The 24,186-nt window shown below is 53.3% G+C and carries 17 protein-coding genes; 2 read left to right on the forward strand and 15 right to left on the reverse strand.

Translation table 11 applies throughout. The features are described from left to right. Positions 1-2 precede the first annotated feature (2 nt). From BLR06_RS17195 to BLR06_RS17235, 11 genes are all read right to left on the reverse strand, one after another. On the reverse strand, positions 3-725 hold the full coding sequence (locus tag BLR06_RS17195; RefSeq protein WP_092074830.1) for a (Fe-S)-binding protein: 723 nt from the start codon (positions 723-725) through the stop codon (positions 3-5). Positions 726-1,058: 333 nt separating this feature from the next. Beyond that, positions 1,059-4,760, reverse strand: a complete 3,702-nt coding sequence (addA, locus tag BLR06_RS17200; RefSeq protein WP_092074831.1) for a helicase-exonuclease AddAB subunit AddA — start codon at positions 4,758-4,760, stop codon at positions 1,059-1,061. Next, complete coding sequence (gene addB, locus BLR06_RS17205) at positions 4,757-8,215, reverse strand: helicase-exonuclease AddAB subunit AddB (RefSeq protein WP_092074832.1); 3,459 nt, start codon at positions 8,213-8,215, stop codon at positions 4,757-4,759. The genes addA and addB overlap by 4 nt, the downstream gene beginning before the upstream one ends. An 11-nt stretch (positions 8,216-8,226) precedes the next feature. Then, entirely contained in the window at positions 8,227-11,280 is a 3,054-nt protein-coding gene (locus BLR06_RS17210; RefSeq protein ID WP_092074833.1) for an AAA family ATPase, read from the reverse strand. Further along, entirely contained in the window at positions 11,277-12,428 is a 1,152-nt protein-coding gene (locus tag BLR06_RS17215) for an exonuclease SbcCD subunit D (RefSeq protein WP_092074834.1), read from the reverse strand. The genes BLR06_RS17210 and BLR06_RS17215 overlap by 4 nt, the downstream gene beginning before the upstream one ends. 443 nt (positions 12,429-12,871) lie before the next feature. Then, positions 12,872-13,036 (reverse strand): hypothetical protein, encoded by a 165-nt coding sequence (locus tag BLR06_RS19630; protein ID WP_173812929.1) that lies wholly within the window; start codon positions 13,034-13,036, stop codon positions 12,872-12,874. A gap of 20 nt (positions 13,037-13,056) precedes the next feature. Next, positions 13,057-14,310 carry a Ger(x)C family spore germination protein gene (locus tag BLR06_RS17220; protein WP_092074835.1) on the reverse strand — a complete coding sequence of 418 codons (1,254 nt, stop codon included), beginning with the start codon at positions 14,308-14,310 and terminating at the stop codon, positions 13,057-13,059. A gap of 19 nt (positions 14,311-14,329) precedes the next feature. Beyond that, complete coding sequence (locus BLR06_RS17225) at positions 14,330-15,436, reverse strand: GerAB/ArcD/ProY family transporter (RefSeq protein ID WP_092074836.1); 1,107 nt, start codon at positions 15,434-15,436, stop codon at positions 14,330-14,332. After that, positions 15,433-17,319 (reverse strand): spore germination protein, encoded by a 1,887-nt coding sequence (locus tag BLR06_RS17230; RefSeq protein WP_245698210.1) that lies wholly within the window; start codon positions 17,317-17,319, stop codon positions 15,433-15,435. Before BLR06_RS17230 ends, BLR06_RS17225 begins: the two co-directional genes overlap by 4 nt. Before the next feature lie 106 nt (positions 17,320-17,425). After that, positions 17,426-17,572, reverse strand: a complete 147-nt coding sequence (locus BLR06_RS19635; protein WP_173812931.1) for a hypothetical protein — start codon at positions 17,570-17,572, stop codon at positions 17,426-17,428. Between the two features lie 72 nt (positions 17,573-17,644). Next, complete coding sequence (locus tag BLR06_RS17235) at positions 17,645-18,580, reverse strand: phenylacetate--CoA ligase family protein (protein ID WP_175455992.1); 936 nt, start codon at positions 18,578-18,580, stop codon at positions 17,645-17,647. Between the two features lie 257 nt (positions 18,581-18,837). Here BLR06_RS17235 and BLR06_RS17240 point away from each other — a divergent pair, with 257 nt between their 5' ends. Next, positions 18,838-19,233, forward strand: coding sequence for a hypothetical protein (locus BLR06_RS17240; protein ID WP_245698211.1), 396 nt, complete (start codon positions 18,838-18,840; stop codon positions 19,231-19,233). A 2-nt stretch (positions 19,234-19,235) separates the two neighbouring features. Here the strand turns inward: BLR06_RS17240 and BLR06_RS17245 are convergent, their stop codons facing one another. Continuing rightward, positions 19,236-19,937, reverse strand: coding sequence for a polysaccharide deacetylase family protein (locus BLR06_RS17245; protein WP_092074839.1), 702 nt, complete (start codon positions 19,935-19,937; stop codon positions 19,236-19,238). 376 nt (positions 19,938-20,313) lie between these two features. Between BLR06_RS17245 and BLR06_RS17250 the strand changes: the two genes are divergently transcribed. Further along, positions 20,314-21,552, forward strand: coding sequence for a D-alanyl-D-alanine carboxypeptidase family protein (locus tag BLR06_RS17250; protein ID WP_245698212.1), 1,239 nt, complete (start codon positions 20,314-20,316; stop codon positions 21,550-21,552). Here BLR06_RS17250 and BLR06_RS17255 read toward each other — a convergent pair. The 3 genes from BLR06_RS17255 to alr all read right to left on the reverse strand — a co-directional run bounded on the left by BLR06_RS17255 (position 21,549) and on the right by alr (position 24,143). After that, complete coding sequence (locus BLR06_RS17255; RefSeq protein ID WP_092074840.1) at positions 21,549-22,331, reverse strand: CheR family methyltransferase; 783 nt, start codon at positions 22,329-22,331, stop codon at positions 21,549-21,551. The genes BLR06_RS17250 and BLR06_RS17255 overlap by 4 nt on opposite strands. A 125-nt stretch (positions 22,332-22,456) precedes the next feature. Next, entirely contained in the window at positions 22,457-22,879 is a 423-nt protein-coding gene (locus BLR06_RS17260) for a MerR family transcriptional regulator (RefSeq protein ID WP_092074841.1), read from the reverse strand. Positions 22,880-23,036: 157 nt separating this feature from the next. Continuing rightward, complete coding sequence (gene alr / locus BLR06_RS17265; RefSeq protein WP_092074842.1) at positions 23,037-24,143, reverse strand: alanine racemase; 1,107 nt, start codon at positions 24,141-24,143, stop codon at positions 23,037-23,039. Positions 24,144-24,186 lie beyond the last annotated feature (43 nt).

The raw sequence follows: 24,186 nt of genomic DNA on the forward strand, positions 1-24,186 counted from the left end.
CATCACACTCCTTGATCCAAGACTTGCGCCAGATGCATTACTTTTACCGGATAGCCCTTACGGCTTAAGCGGCCGCTGATATTCATCAGACAGGTCAGGTCACTGCCGGCCAGCACCTCGGCTCCGGTCGCAATGACATTGTCGACTTTTTCTTCCAGAATTGCGCCCGATATGTCGGCCATTTTCACTGAGAAGGTCCCGCCAAAACCGCAGCAATCATAGGAATACGGCAGTTCAACAAAATCAAGGTCTCTCACATTCTTCAATAAAAGCTTCGGCTGTTCCTCAATGCCGAGCAGCCTGGACATATGACAGCTGGAATGATAAGTAACCTTCTTGCGGAAGGTTGCGCCCACATCGGTTAGGCCCAGCACATCTACGATAAACTGCGAAAATTCGTACGTCTTATGCACAAATTCCTCGGCCCGTTTTTCCCAGACAGGGTCACCGGCAAACAAGGTCGGATACCCATGGTGAATCATTGAGGCGCATGAGCCGGAAGGCATAACAATCCGCTCGCTTTTCTCAAACACCTCAATGACCTTTTTCGCCACATCGGCCGCTTCCCGGTGATAACCGCTGGAATACGCCGGCTGTCCGCAGCAGGTCTGCCCCTCGGGGAAATCCAGCTCCACGCCGCTGCGCTTCAGTACATTGACAACGCTTCTGCCCACATCGGCGTACATCATATCGGCAATGCAGGTTACAAATAATGATGCCTTCAATATTACCCCCCCCATATAGCTCCTGGCTAAATTCGCTTGCTCCAGCAAAGCTTACCATTAGGTTTGGCATTAACAGCAAATTTATTCATTTCGGCCGGTAACGGTAAAAAGCGAAAAACGGAATTGAACCGCAAAGTACGCGAAGTACACAAAGAGAACGCCAAATACGGTGCGAAAACTATCGCACCGGGGATAACGCGGGTTGAAGGCGCAAGAATGGCAAAATAGCGCGCTCCGGCTAACGTGCGGCAACTGACTGCGCCAATGCCCGCAGCAAAAAAACAGGCTGCTGGCCCGATGTCCGGGAAAGTCAGCCTGTTTCAGTTTCAGAGGTTACAATTTAATCACTTCATTGGTACTGAATAAATAGAGATATTTTTCTTTTACCTGCTGCTTTAAGATTAATGCCGCCGCCTCGGCATAAAAATCCAGCTGGATCGCGTATTTTTCCGCCAGCCGTCCGCCAGCCCTGACAGTGTCGGTTTTATAATCTACAAGCACCAGGCCGTCGGGTTCATCAAATAACATATCAATGATGCCCTGAACAAAAATTGTTTCGCCACTGTCCGCCAGCTCCGGATAGAATCGCGCCGCCGGCAGCATAAAGCTAAACGGCAGCTCCCGGCGCACTTTGGGCGAACGGCAGATACGCCGGCCAAGCTCGCTGGCAAAAAACTTCCGGACACCGGCCAGGTCGGCTTCAGCCGCCTGTTCAGGCGTCAGCAGCTCCCGCTCAATCATCGCCTGTAACTGGCCTGCCAGACCGGCTTCGCTTAAATCAGCGCCAGGCTCGATATGCTGCATAACAGTGTGTATCACTGTGCCATATTCGGCTGGCGTCAATTTGCCGGTTTGCTGAAGAAAGCGCGGCCGGGCGAAAAGCGGCCGCTGCTCAAACAGCCGTTGGCCGCTGTCGCGATCAAGCAGTTCAAAGCGGCGCTTGATCTCACTCACCGATAATTTGGCCGGTTTACCGACAGCCTCATAATGAGCATATTGCCAGCCTAACCGCCGCTCTACCCATTCGCTTTCTTCCCCGGCGGGCACCGGCGCAAACGCCTTCACCTGGTCAAGCAGCGGGGCGCTGACCGGCGTCTGCGCACCGGAAGCGCCCAACTCGGCGGCCGGGCAGATCCGAATAGACCAGCGGCTGGCATCGTTGGCCAAGCCTTCCGCCGGCGGACCGCAATCGGCAGTATAGTCCCGCAATACCTGCCCGTCGGCGTGACGGGCAACCGCCGGAACCAGCCAGTCCAAATAACTTTTGGCCCCGGCAATCAGTGCGTCCGGCAGCAGCAGCGGCCCATAACCGGCCGTTTGACACCAGGCCACCGCTTTTTGGGCAACTTTCACGGTTGAGCCGACCAAAATAATTTTTTCCCTTGCTCTGGTTAAGGCTACATACAAAACACGCAATTCCTCGGCCTTGGTTTCCATGCTTAACTTATACGCAATCCCCTGCCTGGCCAGCGTAGGATAGCGAAACCTAAGCTCAGGATTGGTAACATAGGGCCCGACGCCCAGTTTTTTATGGGTCAGTATGAGGGCCTTGCTGTCGGCAAGATTAATAGGTTTGCCCAGATCGGCGAGAAAAACCACTGGAAATTCCAGTCCTTTGCTTTTATGAATACTCATTACCCGGACAACATCTTCACTTTCCCCTAAAGCCCGGGCAACAGCCAAATCCGTCCCTTTATTCCGCAGCCGCTCAATGAACCGCAAAAACCGGAACAATCCGCGAAAGTTGGTGGTCTCATACTGACGGGCCCGATTGTACAAAGCCCGCAGGTTGGCCTGACGCAGCACGCCGCCCGGCGTCCCGCCAACATAGTCGTAGTAGCCGGTGTCACGGTACAGCTGCCAGATTAGCTCAGGCACCCCTTTACGCCGGGAAAAGCTCCGCCATTCGGTCAACTGAGCGATAAATTTGGCCAGCTTCCGCTGCAATTCGGCCTGCTCCGCATTCTGAATGCCGGCGCAGGCCGCCGTGGACACGGCACTCCATAAATCAGTCCCCTGCCGGCTGAGCCGGATAGTGGTTAATTCGACCGGCGACAGGCCAACAACCGGCGACCGCAAAACTCCGGCCAGGGGGATATCCTGCCGGGGATTGTCAATGATACTCAGCAAAGCCAGCATCACCTGTACTTCTATTTCCCGGAAATAACCGGAATCAATTTCCGCATAAACCGGAATATTGGCCTGTCGCAGCGTTTCCAGCAAAATATTGGCTTTATTTTTTACTGACCGCAGTAAAATGACCATGTCTCGCCAGGCCAGCGGCCGGTATTGCTTGAGTTCTTTGTCAAAAGCAACATAACCGCCGGCCATTAGATCATTGATCCGGGCTGCAATCAGCCGCGCTTCCAGCTCAAACCCGCCTGGCTCCGGCAGGGCCGGCTCAAGTCCGGCCGCCTCTTCCCCGGTATCGGACTCCGCCTCCGCTTCAACCGGCCTGTCACGGTCGACAAGCCAAACCTCAGCCGGCCCGTCCAGCGTACGCCCACTGCTTGCCGGATAGGCCGCCCCCGGGTTCAGCCGCTCGGCCAAACCGTATTCCAGTTCAGCCACCCGCGGTGTCATCAATTGGCTGAACAGAAAATTGACGGCCTGCAGTACGCCGGGCCGGCTGCGAAAATTACGGGTCAGATCAACCCTGGCGCAAGTTTCAGGGCACAGTGGATACTGACGGTACTTGGCCAGAAACAGTTCGGGCTCGGCTAGCCGGAAACGATAAATGCTCTGCTTGACATCACCGACGAAGAAGGCATTGGGCCGGTCAGGCTTAGTCAGCAGGGCCAGAATAGTTTCCTGAACGCCGTTGGTATCCTGATACTCATCGACCATAATCTCCGCATACTTATTCCGGCAGGCCAGAGCTACCGCCGATGGCCGGGCCTGATCCGGCGACGACTCAGCCTCCAGCAGGATTTGCAAACAAAAATGCTCCAGATCATTAAAATCCACCAAGCCTCTCACCGCCTTGGCTTTGCTGAAGCCTTCGGCGAAACGGCTGACCAGTTCGCCAAGCTCAGCCACCACCGGGGCGGTTAGGCGCAAATCCTCCAGCAGCTCGGCTGCCGGCCGGTCAAAATATAATTGCTGAAACTCGCTGACTTTGTCCTTTACTGCCTGCCGGCCTTTTTGAAAGTACTTTTTCACCGCCTCGTCAATACCCCTGACTGACGGCAGCTTGGCAAAAGTGCAGCAGGCTAACGCCTGGTTTAGCTGTTCCCAGGAGCAGGCGGCTGCGGCAATCAGTTCATCCACCAGATCCTGATCGGACTGTAAAACTTCCTGATAAACCTCCGGATTTCCCGGCAGCAGGCATTCCCGTCTCAGCTTGGCCAGCACTTGCCCGGCCTGCTCCAGTTCCAGGGCAATTTTATCCAGGATCAACGCCGGCCAGGGGGTATCCTCAATACCGGCCGCCGCCGGGACGCTAAACGCCTGCGCCAGCTGCCTGAGCCAGTGCTCAGGCCAGGGATGGCTGCGTGAAAAGCTATACAGGCCCAATATCAGGTCGTATAAGGCCTGATCACTGTGATCCTCGCCATAGTGAGCGATAAATTCCAGAAAGGCGGGGTCGCCATCCGTATATTTTTGTTCAAATAAGGATTCCAGCACATCAGCTTTAAGCAGATTAAGCTCAGGTTCACCGGCAATCCGAAAGTTAGGGTCCAAATCCAGCAAATGAAAATTCTGCCGGACAAGAGTCTGGCAAAAAGCGTGAATGGTACAAATGGAAGCAGTATTCAGCAGTACCAGCTGGCGTTCCAGATGCCGCGAGCCGGGATTGATTTTTAACGCCTGCGTCAGCGCGCCGCCAACGCGCTCCCGCATCTCAGCAGCGGCGGCATTGGTAAAAGTGACTACCAGCAGTTTATCAACATCCACCGGCTCCTGTTCGTCCGTCACACGGCGGACAATCCGCTCCACCAGCACAGACGTCTTGCCGGAACCGGCCGCAGCAGCGACCAGTAGATTTTTCCCGCGCAGTTCTATTGCCTGCAATTGTTCGTCAGACCAGCTCACGCTTTATCCTCCTTCCTGGTCAGCGCCTGAATAACAATATCATCAGCCATATCGGCAAGCTTGCGAAAATCATTCTCCGGCAGCAGCCGGTCAAACTGACAAACCGGCAAATACCGGCAATAGCTGCAGGCCTGATAACTTTTCAAGGCGCAAGGGTCAATGGCAATTTCCCCTGAAAGTATTTGTCGGCCGGTTTCAGCCAGGACGGCCTCAATATGCTCCAGCAGCAGGGAAAACTCCTCACTGCTTTTCACATAAGCCAGACAGCTGCTGTAAAACGAATTGTCTTTCTTCAAGGCAATTTTTAAAAAATCGGATTTACTGTCCATGGCGGTATCCAATAAACGGACAACCTCCTGATCGGCCAGCACCCAGCCCGGCATTTTCAGCTGCTGATTGATGGCCCTTTCGATTTGCTCAGCGCTTAATTTGACCGTCGACGCCACACTGGGATTTTTCACAAAATAATACAGCACTCCTGCCGGCAGGCATTCAGCCAGGCCGGACAAATCGCCGGCCGCTTTTTGTACAACAAGCAAATAAGTCAGCAATTGCAATTTCAGGCCATAATAAACGTCAACCAGTTTGAGCCAGGCGCCGCCGGATTTATAGTCAATGATCAGAATATAGCGCCGTCCATTGTATTCGGCCTGATCGATCCGGTCAATTTGCCCGGCCAGTTCTAACCGGTAGCCGTCGGCCAGCGGGTACACCAGCGGCGGCAGGGCATGCTCGCCGCGGCCAAAGTTTTGCTCAAAGGCCAGCGGCTTAAAGCTGCTGACCCGGTCAAATTCAGCCAGCCGGCGCACTGAGCGCTCAATCGTACGCTGCAGCCTGCCCAGCAAATGCTTATGCTGCCCGGAGCTCAGCAAAATTTCATTCTGCAGCTTTGGCGCCAGTTCGTTGACAATCTGAGCGCAATGCTCACTGTATTCCGGGTCGGCAAAACTGCCCCAGGCCCGTCCGGCGCGCTGCATCCGGTCGCCGAAGGCCTTGAGCGCCGCATGCAGAAACTGTCCTAAATCGGGAGCCTGCAGCCGGAACACGGCCCGCTCTTTCAGACTAAGACCATACTGGGCAAAATGCTTAAACGGGCAAGCGCGAAAACTCTCGAATCTTGTCACACTGCCCCGCAGTCTTTTATTGCCGGCATACAGCCGCCGGGCCAGTTCCACCGGCAGGGAACCGGCCGTATTGGCATGAAACAGCCCGGCCACCGCCTGGCTAAGCTGACGGCGGTACGGGCCTTGCTGCAAGGCCCAGTTATACACATCCCACCACACGGGACTGATCTCCTGGCCATGTTTATATTGGCGCAAAGCAACCGCCAAACCGGCCAAAGCCCGGCGGGGATGGCTTAGAAGCTCCTGCTCCCGCCCCGGCGCAGGCTCCAGCGGCAAACTCTTCAGTTTCGTTATTCCAGCCAGTTCTTTCAGTCGTTTGACCACAATGGAAGGATTCAGACCTTTGCCTTCGTCGTCGGCCAGCGGATAACTGACCCATAGATAATGGGTGCTTCTGGTTAAAGCGGTATAGACCAAAAACCGTTCGGCAAAATGATCGGCCGCCGCTCCCGGGGCAAGCTCCAGTCCGGCGCCGGCAATGATTGAGCGCTCATCGTCGGTCAGCAGTCCCTCACCGCGGCCGCGTTTGGGCAGCACACCGTCATTGACGCCCAGCAAGTAGACCGCCTTGACATTGCTTATGCTATTCTGCTCGAGCGCCGAAACCGTTACATAGTCCAGTCCCGGCGGTATCAGACTAAGTTTCAGTCCCTCCAGTCCATCGGACACCATTGCGGCAAACTCGTTCAGACTGAGCTCCTGGCTGCCGCAGGTTTCGACCAACTGCTCCAGCAGCTTGATGATGCTTTCCCAAATCTGCCGGTGCTCGCGCGCCTGCGCCAAGTCACCTTCCCGCTCGGCGCTGAATGCCCATTCCTCCAGCTTTTCAGGCGCCTTTAGCGCTTCCAGCAGTTGGTATAAAGCCGTAGTCAGTCCGGTCACATTGCCTGCGGCCTTTACCTGCCGGCTAAACGCCAGCAATGGCCGGATGGCAATGGCTTTAATTTCGTTGATATCGTCCAGGTACTGCTGCTGACCGGCATTGATTTCCTCGTTTTCCCCTAACGTCAAGCGCCGGACAAACGTCCAAGGCTCATTCCCGGTCCAGCGGCTGCCCCTAATGCCGAATTCCAGGACATAGTTTTCCAGATCATCAATTTGATCGCGGGTTAATGGAAAGAAGTCGGTCTTAAAACAACGGAACAGCGGTTCGTAACTCCAGTTTGCGATGCTCTCCAGCGCCGATCGTATCAGTTCGGCCAGTGGATGGTGAACAGGCTGCCGCTTGCCGTCGCTGAAAAACGGTATGTCATACTCAGCCAGCACAGCCGCCGCCAAATCGCTATAGGCGGTTGTATCTCTCAGTAAAATTGCCGTATCACGCCAGCGATAGCCCTCTTCCCGGCACAAACGGACAATATCGGCCGCCACGCCCTCAATTTCCACCCGCCGGTTTGCGGCTTCCACAATGGTTAGGCACTGCTTATCGCCGCTAAAAGTCTTCGGCGGAAAGCTAAAGAAATTTTGCTCAACATGTTTGAGCAGAGGCGCATGTACAAAACGCCGGGCAGCGGTAAGCTCAAATTCCTCAACCGCAATGCCCTGACTCTGCGCCAAGGCTTTGAGCTTACGCCAGGTATTCCACTGGCGGTGAAACAAGGCCGTTTCCAGCGCGTGCCGGCTGCTGCCGGTATCTGCCAGGCACAGGGTCACGGTTACGCTGGCCGCGGCAGCCATGACCCGGCTGAGAATGGCGGTTTCCTGGGGATTGAACCAGCTAAAGCCGTCAATCCAGACATCCGCCGCTGTGAGCAGCGCCGATTGGGGAATTTTATCGGCAAATAAGGAAAGGCAATCCTCGGGATCGGTATACTTTCCGGCCAGCAGTCCGTTAAACTGCTGATAAAGCAGCGCTAAATCCTGAAGTTTATCCTGCAGGGGCGGATGGTCAAATGCGCCGGCGGCTTGCGCCAATAAGCCCGGCGTTATGGCATAAGTCTTGAATTCCCGGATCATTCCGGCCAGAGTTTCGGTAAAGTCCCGCTGGTTAGCCGCCCGTCCCAGCGCCTTCAACTGCTGACGGTTGTCCCTCAACAGTTTGCCCAGCAGCAGCTTTTTCCCCAGCTCATTAATTTGCGGCCGGATAGCTCCGCCTGTTTCCAGCAGCACCCGGTGCGCCAGGCGGCGAAAGCCGAACACCGCCGCCCGTGAAAACCCATGCAGACCCGGCGTATTGGCCAAAGCCAGCTCGGTCTGAAACGTAGCGTGCTCCGGCAAAATCAGCACCAGCGGAGCCCCCTCCGGAGCTTGTCTGAGCTGTGCTCTGATTTCCTCCAGGCATTGGTGCGTTTTTCCGGAACCGGTCCGGCCTAAAATCAAGCGCAGCAACATAAAACCCCCTCCTAACCTACCCTAAAGCAGGCCGTACTGCCATGCCGGGTTGCACATACTTCCAATCTGGCGTCAATTCGTTCTTTAAGTTCCGGAACATGGGAGATGATGCCTACCAGCCGGCCTCCCTGCTGCAAATCCAGCAAGGCCCTGATTGCAAAATCCAAAGCTTCCGGGTCAAGCGTCCCAAAGCCCTCATCCACCAGAATGGTATCCAAATGAATGCCGCCGGCGTAAGACTGAACCACATCCGCCAGCCCCAGCGCCAGGGACAGAGAAGCCAGAAAGGTTTCACCGCCTGACAGGGTGCCGACGCCGCGGGCCGAGCCGGTATAGTGATCAAAGACTTCCAGGTCCAGGCCTCCGGCGGCGTTCTTGCGCGCCCGGTCCATCGTCCGCTGCAGCTGGTAACGGCCGCGGCTCATCATTTTCAGCCGCTCATTTGCGGCAATAGCCACATCATCCAGTAAGGCCCCCAGTACAAACCGCTGAAAGGTAAGTTTATACTCGTTACCGCCATTGGCCACCTCAGCCAGCCGCCCCAGCACGCCGAACCGCTTTACGGCTGTTTCGATCCGGCTGTTAAGGCTATTGAGTTTAGCCAGCCATTGCTCCTGTTGAGCCGTCAAAGCCGCCAGCCGGATTTGCTCGCCTACCAGCGCAGTATGGTTGAGCTGCAAGGCCGCCGCCGCTTGCTCCAGCGCCGCCAGATCAGGCTGGCTAAGACCGGCTGCAGCCGCTTGCGCCCTTTGCAGCCGCTCCTTGGCGGCAATCAGGCCGTCGTCAAAAAATTTAATGCGCTCAGCCAGCCTGCTTAAATAATCCGGGGGTTTTTTGGCGCTGCGGTAATCCTCCCTGTCCTGAAAACCCGCCTCCTGCAGACGGCTGACAAACGCCAGCTGGACCTCCCGCTCGCGGTGTCTCCGGTCATTTAGATTGCTGGAGGCGTGCTCGCAGCCGGTCTGGGCTTTGGTCAATTGCCGGGCTGCTTCCTGCGCCTGCTGCTGCGCAGCTTCCAGGCTTTGCTTCAACCGGCGCTGGCGCTCCTCTGCCTCAGCCTGGGCCTGCCGCAGGACGGCAGGCTGCTGAAATTGCTCCGGAATCGCCGCAAGCCGCTCCTGCAGGATTGCCTCAGCCCGCTTGAGTGCATCATCAGCCTGCCGCCAGGCCTGGTCGGCCTGCTCCAGGCCGGTAGCCAGACTGTGCTCATTTTCGGTCAGCCGGACCAGCTCTCTGGCCGTTGCTTCAGCCTGCCGGCCGGCGGCTGCGGCCTGGGCATAGGCGGCCTGTACGGTTTGCAGTTTGGCCTGCAAGCCGTCGGCGGGCCCTCGCGCCTCAGTTCCCAGTTCCTGCTCCAAATCCTTCATCCGGCTGCTCAAAGCGCTGCATTCGCTTTGCTGCCGGCCAAACAAGGCTCTTAGGTTTTCCCGCTCGCGTTCCAGCCCTTCCACAATCGTCTGCTGCGCTTTGATTGCCTGCTCATCCGGCACAGGAACAGCGTTGGTCGCCGGCTGCGGATGTTCCAGCGCCCCGCAGACCGGGCAAGCCTGCCCCGGCGTCAACTGGGCCGCCATCAGCGCGGCTTGCCCCCGGGACCAGGAACGCTGCAAAGCGGCTAACCGTTCCCTGGCCGCCAGGTAGGCCTTATCCATTTGCTTTAAAGCAAGCTCCCCGTCCGCCAGTTGTTTCGCGGCCGCCGCAAACTGCTCCTGCATTTGCGCCAGCCCCTGCCGTTTAACTGCCGTACGGCTTAATTCATCCACCGACGCCTTATAGCCGGCTGCTTGCGCGGAATGCTCCAGCAACGACTTATAGTTTTCGTTTTTTTGCTGAACAGCAGCCCTGATTTCACTGACGCCGGTCTCCAGCTCAGCTTTCGCGCCGGCCGCCCTGCCAGCCGCCGTCCTGGCCGCCGCCACTGCCTGGTGCGCCTCTTCCAGCGCCGTAACCTTAGCGCTAAGCTGATTCAATTGCAAAACTTCCCTGGCCGCAGTCTCCCGCTCGGCTTCCCGGCCGGCTTCCATCGCCAGCTGCCGTTCTGCCGCCGCCAGCTTGTTTTGGGCAAGCTCCAGCTGCCGGTTGTTCTGGACGGCAGCTGCTTCCAGAGCGGCAATTTCCTGAACGAGCTGATTGAGCATATCCTCGGTATCGGCTAAGGCTAAGGCTTTCTGAGCCTTAGCCAGTTCAGCTCTTTTTTCTTCCACCAGCACCGCCTTGGCGGTATACTGCTCTAAATCCTTAGCGGCATTGTCCCGCTCGGCAAGTTTGGCTTGCACCAGCATGCCGTCAGCCACAGCCTGCTGCGCCTGCTTAAGCTGCTGCGCCAGGCTGTCCAGCTGTTCTTTGACGGCGGCCAGGGCCGCGGCATTGCCTTTCAGCTGCTCCTCCAGCTCCAACGCCGACGCTATGCCGGCTTCACCCTGGATCCACAACCGCTCCCGCTCCAGCTCCTCAAACGTTTTCTTTAAGCCGGCGGCTTTGACCTTAAGGCTTTCCTCAATATGACGATAAAGCTCGGTTTTAAATAATACCTGCATAATTTCCTGGCGTTCGCTGGAATTGGCGGTAAGCAATTTGCGGAAATCGCCTTGCGGCAGCAATACCACTTGCCGGAACTGACTGCTTTTAAACCCCAGCACCGCTTCAATTTTTTTCGTTACATCACTCCAGCCGGCAGCCGCTAGCCGCGGCCCGGACTCATTCCTAAGCTCCCATAATTCAGCCTCAGCCGGCTTGACGGTAATTCCGTCGCCGCGCTTTTTGGGCCGCTCCTGCTCCGGGCTTCGCCTGATCCGGTATACCGTCCGCCCAACGGAAAAGTCAAATTCCACCTCGGTGGCAGTCCGGAGATCGGCATGATCGCTGCGAATGCTTTTTGTATCACGGGCCGATCCGCTGGTATCGCCGTACAGCGCAAAACAAACAGCATCCAGAATGGTTGTTTTTCCCGATCCGGTAGGCCCGTGTATCAAGAAAAAAGAACGGCCTTTTAAATCGGTAAAATCAAGGCGCTGGGTTCCGGCATAAGGACCGAAGGCGCTGATGGTCAGACGAACGGGTCTCATAGCTTGGCCTCCCTTTGTTCGCGATAAAACTCTTCCACTACGCCGGCGAATTGTCCCGCCTGCTCGGCACTAAGTTCCTGGCCGGTCATTTGCGAAAAAAATGCGCCGAACAGTTCCGCCTCAGTCAGCCGCCGGTGATCGCCGGACGGTTTTTGCAGCTTGCCGCCGGACATAACCGCCGGCCGCTCAATATGCAATATATTGGGATATATAGACTCCAGCCGTCCGCGGGCATCTAAAATCGGTTCCAAATCCTGTAACGTTACCATGACATAATCGTCTTGGGGCCCGCCGGCCGGCGGCCCTTGCAGGATATCGTTAAAATAGCCTTCCAGGCAACGGACATCCCGGCGCGGCTTGAGACTGACCATTTCCACACTTGCCGCGCCCTGCTCGTTGAGTTCCACGAGCTGAATCCCTTTGCTCTGCCCGGCCTCGGCAAAAGAATATTTCAGCAGCGAACCTGAATAGCGAATATTGTCTGCCCCGGCCTGCTGCGGCTGATGTAAATGCCCTAAAGCGGTATAATGAAACGGCTTAAACAGGGCCGCGCTTACCGCACTGCTCCCGCCGACCGATAAGGGCCGCTCGGACTCGCTTTCAGCGCCGCCGGCGATAAACGCATGGGCAATGGCAACCTTGCGGCCACGCTGGGGAATTTTAGCCAGCGTATGATCAATCAGCGCCTTAAGCGCCTGTTCATGATCGGCAACGGCAATGTCCAGCCGTTCCCGGACCAGCGCCGGCTCGGCATAAGTCAAAGGCGCAAAATAAACCGGGCCGGACTTATCATTTAACACAATTGGCTCTAACTGTCCGGGCAATGCCCCGACAACGTGCAGACCCTGCCGGGCCAGCAGTTTATTGCCAAAGCCCAGGCGTTCCGGGCTGTCATGATTCCCGGCAATCATCACCACCGGCGTCCGGTAGTCCAGCAGTATCTTTGATAGCACGTCGTCCAGCAGTTCCACCGCCTCGGTCGGCGGAACCGCCCGGTCATAAATATCACCGGCAATGACGACGGCGTCAGGCTTAGCCTCACCTACAAAAGCCACAAACTGATCCAAAATATAAGCCTGATCGTCAGTTAAATGCAAGCCATGAAAAATCCGGCCCAAATGCCAGTCTGACGTGTGAATAAACCGCATCTGTAATACCTCCTGCCGCATACAGTCAATATCTGTTTTGTTCGTTATCGGGCCGCTAAAATCCTACATCTGCCGATTGAGAACCGCCGGCATTAGCCAACAAGAAATATTTACCGGAAAAATTGCCATAACTTGTCTTAGTCGTTCAACGTAAAACGGGAAAAACTAAACGAACCAAGGAGGTGATTTTCATGGCCAAAAACGCCAAAAAACAAACGAAACCGCAACAAAATTCCCCTGCTGCGGATACTGCCAAAAACAAGCCGGTAATGCCTTGTAAAAATTCACTGCCTACCTGATGATCCGCCGGTCTCTGAACTCAGGACATTTGCTAAAGCCCCGGACTTCAGAAAACCTTTGCATTGGCGCACCATAATAAAGGGAGGTGTCTGTAAATGTTTAACATTTACAGACACCTCCCTCCTTTTTCATTACAGCATGGACTATGGATGGGTCAGCAGCCGGTACACCGGCAGAGCCAGGCCTATAAGGATAATCACATATACACTGACTCCGCCGGCTTTGTTGCCGTTATGAATCAGCCACCGGCTATACGTAAAAGCGTGAATGCCGGAGGCCAGAACAAGAAGCAGGATAACAGTATCCATTCTTTACTCCTCCCGCCGGTTCAGGTGATGGGGCTGGTTTTAGTTATAAACCCGCTCCGGCGAATCTTGGTAACAACCTTTACGGTAATATCGGCATTCCGGTACATTGCCGGCCAATCCACCCGGCTAAGCTCCTGATACCGGTTAAATTCGGGCCAGAGACGGCAGCTCAGTCCGGCTGCATCACTGCCCAGCGGCTGGGTAACATCAAGCATCGCCCTGATGTTTTGCTGAATTGCGGTTGAAACCTGCCGCTCCAGCCGCTCACGGTAGTCGTCCCCTTCATAATACACGCCGCTGCTGATTGCCGTTATTTCCGCTTCAATAAAAATATCTATAAAAAATTTTGCCTGGCCGTCAACGATTGACGCTTCAATCTTCGGCTTACGTCCCTGCTCAATCTCCAAATTCACTATTTTGCCAGGCGCCAGCGGGTCGGCCAGCGACAAAAAACCGCGGCCGAACTTGCCCTCCACCAAAGCCAGGCCTCTGGTTTGCTTGTTGTCCAGAACCCCTGTCATTTTATCGCCGGTAAAAATCGCCGTCCCCAGAAACTCGGTCGGATTGTCCGGGCTGGGACGCGGTATTTCCCCGGCTACATAGCCGCCGGTTTTGTCAATAGAGTGCTCCTCTTTAGCCGCTTCAGCGGGTTGACCTCTTTCCGAAAGACTGCCTACCAGCGTTAAGTATGGCGCACCGCCGCCATTTTTCAAGCGGCAGTAGTAATCATGAATATTGGTCGGCAGATAGCTGCTGCTTTCACCGGAAGACGCCATCATGGTCTCAATATAACGGTTGGGCGACACCTCAAGCTTTGGCTGATTCTTCTCGATAAATTCCCTGGCGGTGCCATTGTGAACCACCATTAAAAACATGCTGCCCCGGTATTCCCGGAACCGGGTTAATGGCGGCAGATGAGCGTCTATCCCTTCCCGGGCTATTTTTTCCCCTACGATAATTCCTTTTACATGCGCCAGATGCAGTATTCTGGCAACCGTGCTGTTGGCCAAATCCCGGGCCTCGGCCAGCGTGACCGCTTTGACCGTCAGCACCTCGGACGCTTCAGTGATATCCTTGGGAGCGCTGCTGCTGCCGGCGCCAAAACTGCGCGGGACGGCGAACTGCAAGGTATATTCAAGCTGTCCATCATGATTACGGTCAATGCCCATTAACAGAACATAAGCAATTTCATCCGTTTCCCTGGCTCCGTTGCAGCCCGCGGCGGCCAGACAAAGCACGCTCAACAGCACTGCCGCAATGATCCGCCGGCCCATGCAGCCACCTCCTTTCCCGTCAGCCGGATGCCAGCGCCGGTTTTTTTACAAACTTTCTATAACAGGCGGCCGCAAACAGCCAGCCGGGAATAAAGTATGCGCCGACATTATAATAGGTTTTTAACAGGCTGGCCTCCCATTCATTGGTTGTGACAATATCACCGGGAATCATTGCCAGCTCAATTAAAATAAGCAGAACAACCGGCACCAGCGGCGACAGCGTAGGCAGGTCCAGCAGTCTGGCGATCAGGTACAAGCCAATATAGACGCTGATTGCAATACTGATTATCCCGACGATGACCCACAATAAAATAAAAATGGCCTCAATCCGCTGTATATACCGGCTAAGATACACCAGCCGGGCTGCCTCAAAAAACGGCAAAGTTTTTTCCTGGCCAAAAGCCACGCCAAACACCATCAAATAGACAACAAAGAACAACCCTTTAAGAATCAGGCTGCTGCCCAGGCCAAATATCGCACACAAATTCAGTGTCCGGAAATTTTGAAAGGCGGTTGCCAGTATGACCGGGACGAATGCGCCAAGATTAACGCCGGCTGTCAGCAAGCCGTATTGAACGATCCGGCCCAGTCCGTTCCCCTGCCAGGGAGTCAGATAATAAATATTGTACATCGGGCTGAGCAGCAGCAAAATGGCTGCCATACTGCCAATAATAAAAGGCAATAACAAATAAGAACTGCGGGCAATGGCCTCAATGCCTGAATAAACCAGCAAGCCGGCCGCCAGAGCATAGACAACAATAATAAAGCTGAACTCAGCGTTCGGTAAAGCGGTAAGCAAAGTATTTTCAGCGAATTGCCGCATTAAAAACGCCGCCTGACTAAAAAAAATGCTGCTGTAGACCAGCATGATCAGCCTGGCGCCCCATTTGCCGACCAGTTTAACCGCCATGCTGTACAGATCGCCGGAAACCCATTTATAAACATAATGCAATAAAATCGCCGCCAGCAATATTGGTATGCCGGACACGAATGGACTAATCCAGGACAGGCCGGCTCCAACCTCAGTGGACTGAGCCGGCAGCGTCAGAAACACTTTAACGAAAGTGATGACAAAAATCAATCCGATTCCCTCGGCAATTCCCATTTTTCCGGTTTGATAACTCAACGCTCGTCCTCCCCTCTCTCCGGCTGTTTGACTGTCCACTTGCGGCTAATATGCGGCTGCCGCCGGCGGTCCTGGGTGTTTAAGCCATCCGGACGTACTTCCTGCCTAAATACCGGACCGCGGACAACAACGTCCATACCGGCCATGGTCCTGGGCGCAACCGGGGTCATATACGGAACGCCGAACGATTTCATAGTGGTTAAAATAGCCGTAATAATTAACAGCCCGATCGCGATGCCTACCAACCCCATGACCGCCGCCAGCGCAATAAAAACAAACCGCAGCAGCCGTCCCGCAGCGGCCAGCCGGTAATCAGGAATTGTAAAAGAGGCAAGACCGGTGATGGCAATGACCACTACGGTAATGGGACTGACGAGATTGGCCGATACCGCCGCCTGCCCCAAAATAATGGCGCCGACAATACCGATCGTAGAGCCAAGCAGGCCGGGAATCCGCAGACCGGCTTCCCGGATCAGCTCGAAGGAAAACTCCATCAGCAGCAGCTCGCCGACCGAAGGAAACGGCACGCGCTCCCTGGCGCCGGCAATAGCCAGAACCATTTCCGTCGGCAAAGCTTCGACATGAAAATAAATAATAGACAAGTAGGCCGCCGGCAATATCACCGCCAATAGCGTACCCATCAGCCGGAGCATCCTCATGACACTGCTGATAGGCGTCTTGAGACTGAAATCTTCCGCCGAATGGAAAAAAGTAAAAAAACTGACTGGCACCACATGAGCAAAAGGCGTACCGTTTAATAAAATCGCCACCCGGCCTTCAGCCAGGCTGGCCACTGTACGGTCCGGACGCTCGGTGGACAGCATTTGCGGCAGCGCGATATAAGGATGATCTTCAATAAATTGTTCCAAGACGCCCAAATCGGCAATATAATCACTGGAGACACCGTTTATACGGCGTTTTATCTCAGCAACCAGCTGCGGGTTAGCCAGCGACTTTAAATACATGATCGCGCACTTGGTTGGTATGCGGTCACCCACTTCAAAAATTTCAGTGACTAAGTCATTGGTCGGCATCATTGTTCTAATCAGCCCGGTATTCACCCGCAAGGCCTCAGTATAGGCCACCTGCGCCCCCCTGACCGATTGCTCGATTTCCGGCTTGCCGACGCTGCGGTGCTCATAGCCCTTGGTTTCAAGCAAGGCGGCTTGGTTGACGCCCTCAATGAATAAAGCCGAATCCCCGCTGTTCAGACCGCTCATCACCTGGGCGAACGTATCTACCTCCTGCGCTTGATTGCTGGGGAGAAACCGGCTGATCAACTGTTGCAAAAGCTGCTCTCCCCGGAAATCATGCTTTGTTTTATCCAACAGCATCAAGGGCTGCAATATGGCCAGATTGATCAGCTCTTTGTCGATCAGACCATCCATGAACACCAGCATTGCTTTTACCGGCGCTTCACCGGGAATGACAAAATGACGGATAACAATGTCTTTGTTTATATTTACATAATATAATTTTTTCAATTGTATTTCGTTCTCTTCAATGCTGTAGCTCAACTGACGCTCAATTAAGTCGGCGTTATTGGCATCATAAGCCAGCAGCAGCGGTTCAAGCTCAGTTTGCTGCCGTTCCAGCTGTTTGAGCTCGGCTTCTAACTGCCGGTGTTCAGTCTGGTTGTTGCGCCGCAGGGCCTGAATGACCGTTTCCATCACTTTAGTCAGCCTGCCGGCAAAACCAAGCAGTTTAGTCAGCTCCTGATGCGAAGCTCCCAGCCCGCTGTGCTCCGGCTTGGAAATGCCGTTATCCATAACGCTTTCTTTATACTCGCCCAGGACAAAGCGGCGGGCGGTGCTGGGCGGCTGATAGACCAAACAGTTTTTTATGTACCGGTATACTTTAAATACCAGGTTGTCCTGCAACACTGCCCACCTCCACTCTGAATGGTAAATATAGCATTTCCTGGTTTAGCTGAATTTACTCGCAATAAAATTGCCCTGGCAGTCCGCCAGGGCAATTTCGAGGAGAATTTTAATCCATCATTTCTCTGAACATATACTGGGCCGCCTTATAAGCGGCTATGCCGGCCACCACTACAGTGGCTACCTTCTTTATATCGACATTTTCCCAGTCCATATCCATGCCCATGACAGAATAGTGTTTTTTTCTACGCCACATATAAACACCTCCTCAATCATAATGTAACCAATGTCAGCATTTAAAAACCAATTTAAATTTTGGGAATAACATTCAAAACAGCAGCCTTGCCAGCGTGCGGCCACAGGCGCACGGCGCCCGGTTTAAGACCGCCTGACGCCCCGTCCGGTACCTTAGCACCGGCATTGCTTCCTTGCCCAGGCTGGTCAATACCAGTTCTCCCGTTTCCCCTTCGGCTTTTACCTCGCCGTTCAATGGATTGATAATTTCCGGATAGAAATAGTCTTCCTGGATATGCAGACCGCAATTGGCCGGACAGCCACCGGCCACGCCAGGGCCGATCAGCTCGTTCACTGTATAAACATCAACTGCGGCGGCGTTAAAACAGCCGGCTATTTCAGCGCTCAGCTTATTGTCCGGCCGGCTCGAAATAATATAGACGGTAGAAACAGGCAAAGCCTGCAGGTCAATAGCCAAAGCCCGGGCCGCTTCCGCCAGAGCCAGCAAATATTCGGGTGCGGCCGCCAGGGCTGTCACCCCAAATTGCGCAAGCGTTGCAAGCTGTGTCTCCGGCGGCAGGAGTGCTGCCGGCAAAACCGTTGCCCCGGTTATTTCGGCCGCATAATGCAAGCCCAAGCCTTCCGGCTGCAAACCATAATCAGCGATGATCTGGATAACCCCGCCAGGATTTAAACCACCGGCCACCAGCGTCCTGGCCAGCATTTCCAGCCACTTGGCGATATCACCGCTGGTATAGGCAACAGCAACCGGCTGCGCCCCGCGACCGGTGATATGTATTCTCGCCACCGAGCTTAGCGGAAAAGTCAGCAAACCATAAGGATAGTGATTGACCAAATCACTGCGGGTAGTAAACGGCAGCTTTGCCAGGTCTGAAATTCCGGTAAAACAATCAGGCCCCAAAGCCAGCTCCGCCAGCTTTTCCTGATAGAAAGGACTTTTATCACACAGCCGCCTGATCAGCTTGTGAAGCTTAGCCGATTGTAAGCTGGTCATTGCGCTTCTGTCCATTGTTTCAATCTCCCGATTGCACAGCATGACGATTGGCCCCCTTTGCCCTGATGCTGGATAAATCAGTAACCGGCCAGCTGGTTCAGTACCGACCCAATTACCCGGGCGGACTTTCCTGCCCATTATCCGCTTTTTCTTGATTATCGCTGAAAGTATAGCAATCCGCCGCCGCATTTGTCAATCTATCGCCGAAAGTCACAAAGTTCTTGCTAATAAAATCCATCATTCGGGACAAACTAGTAGATAAGGAGGTGTCAATGATGGACGGAATCGTTTGCACAGAATGTCATTCTTATTTAACCACAGACTTGAGTAGTTGCCCAGGCTGCGGCACTGCCATCATCCTGTCGGGCGAAGCAAAAAATATTATTGACCAGCTGCAGCCCAACTGCTTAATTCACCGTTACGAAGGTTCAGATTTGCTCGAACCGGCCTTTATTATTAAAGAAGCGAAAAAAAACGTAAAAGTAGCCACAAAACTCAAAGATTATTCCAGGCCCATTGTTGTGGACAAAACCAAAGTCTATTCGTTCAATCAAAACGTGTTAAGCTCCATTCAGGCTTTGCGCAATGAGCGTACCGCCACCATGCGGCGCTACGATCAGTTGATTGAAACACACTGGAAAAACTTAAAGCCTTATCATCAACCGTAAAATTACTGCTTTGCCTCATAGTAATTTAAAAGTTCACTAACCGTTACCAGGCGATAGCCTTCCGCCCGCAGATGGTCAATGAGCACACCGATGCTTTTCGTAGTGGTAATCGGGTATTGCCCGTCATGCAGTAAAACAATGCTCCCAGGCTTAATATTGGTCATCACATTGCGGACCAGCTGCTGCTCGCTGATTCCCTGCCAGTCCCGGCTGTCAATTGACCATAAAATAGTAGTATACCCTTTTTGCCTGGCTTCAGTCACAATGGCATCATTATAGCCGCCGCCTGGCGGCCGCAGCAGTGTCGGTCTGGGGGCGACAGCCATAATCAAATGCTCTGTTTTTTCAATTTCCTCCAACCGCTCAGACTGGCTCATTTTATTCAGAAATCGGTGACTGTAAGCATGATTGGCCAGCTCATGGCCCTCTGCGGCGGCTTGGGCCAAAAGGAAAAGATTTTTCTCAGCATTCTTGCCTAAAATAAATAACGTAACTTTCGCCTGCTTTTGCCGGAGAGTTGCCAAAAGCTCGGGCGTAGCCTGCTCATGCGGGCCGTCATCAATCGTCAGTGCTACTACCTTTTGGGTGGTCGGCACTCTTTTGATTACGCTAAGTTCTTCATTCAGCCAGCTTTGCTGCAGGCCAATGACCGCAGCTGCAAAAAAAACCGCTACACTCCAGAATACCCAGGAGAACGGTTTCATCGCTATGACCTCCCATCCGCTTTCCCTGACTTCATTTCTTAATTTTTCATAACCAATTCAGCCTATTACGTACTGTTTGCTGCGCCGCCGGAAATAGCCCTGTTACCGCCGCCTCCCTTGATTCTACGCCGGGCAAGAAAGAGATATACCTCAATAGATGCAAACAGAAAGCATCATTCTCCATTGCCGGCAATATAATTTCTATGTACTTAGCTGCGGTAAAGCCAGTACCGTGCGCCGCGAAGGCAGAAACCGTTGTTGACTTTTGCCGTTTTGACCAACGAAGCAAAGACGGAAAAGGACCGCATGCTAAGCCAAATATTTACATGACGCGCGGTGCTTGTACGGAAAGACAATGGGCTGGAGGGGATGAACTATGCTCGTTACTGGAAAGCCCGGCTTGCGCCGGGCGCTTGGCGCAAGCCTCGGCTTGCCCTTATGCCTGTCAAAAATGAACTTTTGCGAACTTAAAATAAGAGTTTTCCTCTTTATTCTGGCGGCAGCTTTATTACTGCCGGCCGTCGCGCTGGCTGCCCAGCCTAACATTAAGGCCAGCGCTGCCATATTAATGGATGCCAAAACCGGCCAGATTCTCTATGAAAAAAAAGCCCATAACAAACTGGCGCCAGCCAGCACCACCAAAATCCTAACCGCAATCATCGCTATTGAAAGCGGCCGGCTGGATGAGGAAGTGACCATCAGCGCCCGCGCCGCCGGCACCGCCGGATCGTCCATGCATTTGCAGATTGGCCAGAAGATTTTATTGCGTGAACTTATCACCGGCCTGCTGCTGCGCTCAGGCAACGACGCAGCGGTTGCGATAGCCGAATATTTGTCCGGGTCAGTCGAAAATTTTGTTATCAGCATGAATAGCAAAGCGCAGGAGCTCGGCGCCTATAACAGTCATTTCCGCAACCCGCATGGTCTAACGGCGGCCGGGCATTATTCCAGTGCGTTTGACCTGGCCTGGCTGGCCCGCTATGCTATGCTCAACCCCGTATTTGCGGAAATAGTCAGCACCCGCCAGACCAATATTGACTGGCTTGACACCAAGGGGCGCGAGCATGACCAACAGTTAAGAAATACCAACAAGCTGCTCTGGATGCTGGAAGATGCGAATGGCGTGAAAACCGGCACAACCGGCGAAGCAGGACCATGCCTGGTTTCCAGTGCAACCCGCGACAATCAGAAGCTCATTGCAGTGGTATTGCATGACCACACCCGGTGGGTTGATTCAATGCAGCTGTTGAACTGGGGGTTCAGCAATTTTCGGCTGTTTGAATATGCCAGTCAGGGAGAGATTCTAACCGTACTGCCGGTAGAGCGCGGTCTTAAACCGGTGGTTGATGCAGTGTCAGCCGACGAAGCGGCTCTGGTCGTTGCCGTGGATCAATACGGCGCAGCTACAGTGGAAGTGGAATTGCAGCAAACGATAAAAGCCCCTGTCTACCAGGGGCAAAAAATCGGTGAAATTATTTTCTTTGTTAACGGCAAAGCAATGAAAACCACTGATATTATTGCCGGGCAGGAGGTGGAAGAACGTACACCGGCCCGTTTACTGCTCAATCACCTGACCGGCTGGTTTAAAAAATTATCCGCCTGGGGATTGATCTAAAAAGGTTTGCGGTAAAAAAACGGCAAATAGCTTTGAAAGCCGATGTCACGAAAATTGAGAATAGCCTCGGTACCGCCGACAAACAAAATTCCGCCAGGCTTGAGCGCGGCGAAAAAGCGCCGGTATAATGCATCTTTGGCCTCTTCAGTAAAATAAATGACTACATTGCGGCATAAAATAAGATCAAAGCCGGATTCGAATTTATCCAGCAACAGGTTATGACGCTTAAATTCAACCCGGGCCTTAATATCATCGCTTATGACATAATTCGTCTCCACCTGTTTAAAATATTTCTTTTCGCGGGGTTGCGGAATATTCTTAAATTCATTGCTGGTATAAATTCCTCTTTTCGCTTTAGCCAGAATTTCAACATCCAAATCAGTTGCCAATATTCGGTGTCTGGTACTTGGCGTCAGCTCACTCAGGATAATTGCCAGCGAGTAGGGCTCAGCGCCGATCGAACAGCCTGCACTCCAAATATTTAATTTAGAATGTTTCGCCAGCAAATCAGGCAATACTTGCCGCTCCAGCTCACCAAATTTCTCCGGAGTACGAAAAAACTCAGTGACATTAATTGTAAGATAGTCGACAAAATCTTTGTAAAGCTGCTGATTGCCGTCAATCAGATCAAAAAAACCGCTATAAGTACTCACGCCGTGTCTGGTCATTAAATTCGTAATACGCCGCTGCATTTGGGTAGGTTTATAATCGTTAAGATTGATGCCCGACTTTCCATTGAATTTTTGTTTAAACGTTTCCCAGTCTTTCTCATTGCTCACTATACTGTACCCTCCATCAGCTATCTTCATCTACAGGTCTATTGCCGGCATGAATAGCTTTTGTTTACAAATACACAAATGCATTATGATTGCGATATTCGACAATACCAACAGATTTTCCTACTTCATTCCTGATCGTCTGTGATTATACCAATACGCTCCTTGGGCAGGCTGTTGTCAAACAGACGGCGGGCACAGATTTCATCATAATGCTGAAGCTTAAAATCCACTTTTGTTAAATGCTTTTGCAGGTCTTTAATTTGCCGCACAACGTTGTGGCGGTGCTCCGTAAATATTTGCCGGCGGGCCTCAATGGTTTCATCACCCCGCATACACAAATCAATATACACTTTAATCTGTTTAACCGCCATTCCTGTTGCTTTCAGACAACAGATCACGGACAACCATTCAAGGTCACTGTCGGTAAAGCGCCTAAACCCACTATTGCTGCGTTCTACAAACGGCAGTAAACCCTCTTTATCGTAATACCGCAATGTATGGGCGCTTAAATTTGTTTTTTCCGCTGCCTGCTTAATCGTATAGGCCATGACTACGCTCCCCCCATTTTGCTGCTTTGAAGAACAAAAGGAGTAATCGACTAATCATGATCTCACCCGGTAATCATAATTAAACATTACTCCTGTTCATCCTTAGCAAGTAAGGTACTATATTTTTAATGCGATTGGCCAAACCCGGCTCCTGCTGTTATCGATAATCCCGCGGCACTCTTTTGCCGATCATACAGACGACTTCATAATTAATTGTGCCAAGGTGCGCGGCGACCTCGTCGGCCGACAGCTCGGAACCCCCAAACAGCAATACTTCGTCGCCCTCCTCGACCCCGGGAATATCGGTTACATCCACCATAAACTGGTCCATACAAATTCGCCCGACAATTTTTGCCCGCTGTCCTCTGATGATTACACTAGCCTTGGGTGACAGCAAACGGGTCCAGCCGTCGGCATAACCAACCGGCACTGTGGCAATTCTGCCGGAGCGCTCAGTGATATAGGCGCAGCCATAGCTGACGGCGACGCCGGCCGGTACCTGCTTTACAAAACTGACCAAAGCCTTAAACCGCATCACCGGCTGTAAATCAATTTGCCGCTCAACTTCCTTGGACGGCCATAGCCCGTATAATATGATCCCTGCTCTGACCATATCCAGCTGCGTTTCCGGTAAATCCAGGATGGCGGCGCTATTTGCGATATGCCTTATCGGTATATTGATGCCGCGCTGCCTGACAGCGGTTAAGGCCTGCTCAAAACAGCCAAACTGTTTTATGGTATAGGTTTTGTCCTTAGCATCGGCAGCTGCAAAATGGGAAAAAATCCCTTGAATAATAATGCCCGGCAATGCGGCGACAGCTTCGGCAAAAGCGGCTGCGTCCTGCCACCGGACGCCTAATCTGGTCATTCCCGTATCAATTTTAATATGAACTTTAGCCGCTTTTCCCAGGCCAGTTGCCGCTTGCGATAAAGCCCGCGCAGTTTCAATGGAAAATACCGTTTGCTCAATGTTGCTCTCAACTACGTGTACAGCCTGTTGAGGCGGCATATACCCCAAAACCAGAATAGGCTCTCTAAAGCCTGCGGCCCGCAGTTCTAAAGCCTCGCTGACAATGGCGACAGCCAGACAGTCGGCGCCTGCCGCCAAGGCCGCTCTGGCCACCGGTACAACGCCATGACCATAGGCGTCAGCTTTAACTACCGCGCAAAATTTTGTTCCTTTGCGCAACAACCCTTTAATCTCACGCACATTATGAGCAATGGCCGCCAGATCTATTTCAGCCCACGCCGGACGTTCAAACATTGTCTTTACGCCTCCCCGCCACTATAATAAAAAACCAGGCCGG

The sequence above is a fragment of the Dendrosporobacter quercicolus genome, from assembly GCF_900104455.1.
Taxonomy (GTDB): Bacteria; Bacillota; Negativicutes; order DSM-1736; family Dendrosporobacteraceae; genus Dendrosporobacter; species Dendrosporobacter quercicolus.